We start from the raw sequence: 3,708 nt of genomic DNA on the forward strand, positions 1-3,708 counted from the left end.
GGGAGGGGACTCTGAGTGTTGTTGTTGAGTCCCAAAGAAATAGGAAAATAGCGCCATTAATACGGTGAATAATAATAGTGGCTCTATAAACCACATTACCCCAGCTCCCCATTGAGACAAATAAGATTTAGAAAACGGTGTGTCAGAATGCTGATAGGCCAGGTTGCCTAAGTAAGTTAAAGCTGGGCTTAGTAAAACGATTGTTATTAATAGGGGGATTCCTAGCCGTTTGAAACGATCGATCAAAAACCTTCGAGGCCCTTTATGGTTGTAAGAAATTTGTGAGAAAAAAGCACCAATAACAAAAAGAGCGACATGCGAAATGTGTGTTGAAAATCGGTATAGTGATTTAATATGTTCACTTGATTGGTTTCTGGTGATGGCGCTATAACATACCACCACCAAGTATAGTGACTGGTATAGACTTCTGCTGTATGGAAAAAGACACCAATAGCGGTCAAAAATCCACCTGAGATTGTCGATAAAATATAATCTTTGAACCTTATCTTTCAAGGTTGTTCCTTGTTGTTTGGTGATTGCGAATAGAATTTTAAAGTATGTGCTTTTCTTGATGGTTTTTATTATATAGATCTTAACTTAAGGTTTTATTTTTTTTATAAAAGCAATTATTTTTAATATCTATCTGGTTGAAATAATGCAAGATAATTGAGTTGGTGATGAAAAATTCCAGCATTGCTTTTTATTGGGCAGCAAGAGATGAAAATAAATAAAAAGAATAATAATTAACTCAAAATTATCAACAGAGAATTTTATATCACTTTTATAAAATTTTAGTTTTTAATAATTAAAATAAATCAATAGGTTATAGTTATTGGCCGGCTTTGTGAGTGATTAAATGAAAGAATATTTTATTGGTTCTTTATGCTAGTATAGCGTGATGATGATAGGCGAGTGGATAATCACCCGTTAGCTTGCTTGGTTTATACTGGAGCGGTTGTATTTTCGATTACTTTTGGTGTTGGCAGGTTTGATTACAGAATAACGATGATAAAGCGTGAGTTATGATAGAAAAGCAAAATTTAGTTCTTATTTCAGGATTGTTGTGTACTGATGAGCTATGGGAACACCAAGCCGAGAGGCTAGGTGACGATTTTAACATTATTTATGGTGTAAATGATGCGAGCTCAATAGAGGAGATGGCTCAGCAGACGATTCAGCACATTGATTCGCTTGAGCAAGGTGAATGTTTTCATTTGGCAGGGTTGTCTATGGGCGGTTATATTGCTTTAGAAATAATGCAGCAATGCCCAAAGCGTGTGAAGACATTGTCCTTATTAAATACTACAGCTCATTCTTGTGACCCAAAAACAATTTCAGCGCGTCACCAAGCCATTAGACTCGCTGAGCAAGGTCGCTTTGAGGCATTGATCTCCGCGTTTCCTGGAATGTGGCTTAGTGATAAAAGTCGGCAAAGCAAAAAACTGCTGGCGTTAGAAAAACGCATGGCCTTGGCGGTTGGGCCAGAGTGTTATATTCGTCAACAGCATGCAATTATGGCAAGAAAAGATTATACATCGACATTAGTTGATATTCAGTGTCCGACATTACTCATTGCCGGGCAATATGATCGCTTGATTCAACAAGCGCAAATGGAGAACTTAGCGCGATGTATTCACTCAGCTAAGTTGCATCTCATTGACAGTGGACATGTTTCAAGCATTGAAGCGCCAGAGCAGGTCACTCGCTTAATGATGGAGTTTCTAAGCTAAAGGCTCAGTGAGTGAGGAAGGGAGGAGCCTGGGGTGATTTCGACAGGTAGATGTGAAAAACATCTGCCGAAGTGGCGACGCTGATCTACTTTCTTCTTAGAAAAAATTACAGTATTTCATGGAATAAACTTGCATAGTGCTCGCATTTGGCACAAGAATGATAAAAAGGGGTAGGTTAAGAGAGAGCCTTGTCTACGATTAAAACCGAAGTTGCTGGTGATAACCGAGTTGAACTGCTGCTTTTTCGTGTGGGAAGCAAACAGTTGTATGGTCTTAATGTATTTAAATTGCGGGAGATAATGTATTGCCCAAACTTTACGCTCATCCCTAATATGCACCCGGCAGTTAAAGGAGTGGCTCACATCCGCAGTTATAAAACAATTCCTCTTGTTAGTCTTCATCAAGTTCTTAATGGTGAATATCTTAAGGACGCACCTGTAATACTTATTTGTGAATATAACCGCTCAGTGATTGGTTTTTTAATTAGTGAGGTTGATCAAATCATCCATACAGAATGGTCGAAAATTGAGCGGCCGCCTGAAGGTTTGTCCGATAAGCATTACCTCACTGCGGTAACCTACGTCAAAGACACGTTAGTGGAAATACTCGATGTTGAGCAAATCCTGAGCGAAATTATCCCACCTGATTTATCTGTTTCAGATGGATTGACTTCAGAGTCAATACTAAAACAAGCGAAAGACTATACAGTTTTAATTGTTGAAGATTCTCGGACGGCTAGGAAGCAAATCACCTTGATATTAGAAAAAGTTGGGGTTAAATGTATAACAGCAAATGATGGGGTGCAAGGGTTAAGCATACTTGAAACAATGCTTAAGAATAAGGAGCCGATTAACAATCAATTGTTAATGGTCATTTCCGACATTGAAATGCCGCACTTGGATGGTTATAGCTTCGTTAAAAAGTGTCGTGAACACCCTCAATTGAAAGATTTGTATATCGTTCTTAATACTTCAATTTCTGGTGAGTTTAATCGTCAAAAAGCGCAGTCTGTTGGTGCAGACCAGTTTTTAGCAAAAATCAGTGGTGAGGATTTGAGCTTGATTGTGATTGAACGATTAAGAGAAGTCATTTAGCTTATTTTTTAGTGTAAAGCCCCCATTTTTATGTCAGTGCTAAAGTGGAATTTCTGTGGCCTTTATCACTCATTTTTTTCCTCTAGGAAAAAGCCTTGGAACACCACATGGTCTCTAGTGAAAACATGTAAAGCGACAAAAGCACATAGTTCTTAAATCCAAAACTAACAAAGTTAGACCGCTTACACTTATTCGCTATGCTTTGCTTACTGGTTTTTTTCATCTGAAAGTATTTTTTCAAGCAATAGAGTGTCCAAATAGGCAGTGATTGAGGTAATTAAATTGTCTTGAGTTTTGATAACCCAGCAGTACTGATTGTTATATTGTTGACCGCTTAGTGTCGTCATATTTCCTTCAAGCTCAACAATCAATGTATTACCGCATGAATAAGAGTGAATGAGCTTTATTGATGCTTTTGGTTGAAGGTGTTTTTGGAGACGGTATAAAGCTTGCTTATAATAGTCTTGTTTAGAAGTATAGGTTTTTGAGAGTTGGCTAGAGCCTTTGACTTCCCATATAAATTCAGCCGCGAAATATTGTTCACATAACTCTTGAATTTTCCAACTTTCAATCAGGTTGATAATGGTTTGATGGCATTGGCTGAGTTCCATGAAATAACTCCTGTAAATAGTAAAAGATTTTATCTGAATTTTTTAAATTAATCAGTGACACAGCTGAACTCTACTGGTAAGGTAACCCTCCCCTAAAATAATACACGTGATAAGTGGAATCTTCTGTTAAATTAACTTAAACAGGAGAATGAAGATGAAACGATCAAAGCTAACAGAATCGCAGATTGTAGCGATGCTCAACGAAGGTGAAGCAGGCGTCAAAGTTGAGGATGTCTTGGACGCACACTGGTTTTATAGCTTAGAAGTGTAAAG

The 3,708-nt window shown here is 37.8% G+C and carries 4 protein-coding genes; 2 read left to right on the top strand and 2 right to left on the bottom strand.

The genetic code is table 11. The features are described from left to right. Positions 1–513, bottom strand: a 513-nt coding sequence (locus tag BGC07_RS21340; RefSeq protein WP_235602803.1) for an acyltransferase family protein, incomplete at its 3' end; no start/stop codon positions are given. Positions 514–1,022: 509 nt separating this feature from the next. On the opposite strand from BGC07_RS21340, the gene BGC07_RS00470 reads away from it, so the two are divergent. Together BGC07_RS00470 and BGC07_RS00475 are read left to right on the top strand one after the other, a co-directional pair. Beyond that, positions 1,023–1,730, top strand: coding sequence for an alpha/beta fold hydrolase (locus BGC07_RS00470; protein ID WP_069311538.1), 708 nt, complete (start codon positions 1,023–1,025; stop codon positions 1,728–1,730). A gap of 188 nt (positions 1,731–1,918) precedes the next feature. Beyond that, a complete protein-coding gene (locus BGC07_RS00475; RefSeq protein WP_069311539.1) occupies positions 1,919–2,824 on the top strand; it encodes a chemotaxis protein in 906 nt (301 codons plus the stop codon). Between the two features lie 206 nt (positions 2,825–3,030). On the opposite strand, the gene BGC07_RS00480 is transcribed toward BGC07_RS00475, so the two are convergent. Continuing rightward, a complete protein-coding gene (locus tag BGC07_RS00480; RefSeq protein ID WP_069311540.1) occupies positions 3,031–3,435 on the bottom strand; it encodes a nuclear transport factor 2 family protein in 405 nt (134 codons plus the stop codon). Between the last annotated feature and the right edge of the window lie 273 nt (positions 3,436–3,708).

Source organism: Piscirickettsia litoralis, from assembly GCF_001720395.1.
GTDB lineage: Bacteria > Pseudomonadota > Gammaproteobacteria > Piscirickettsiales > Piscirickettsiaceae > Piscirickettsia > Piscirickettsia litoralis.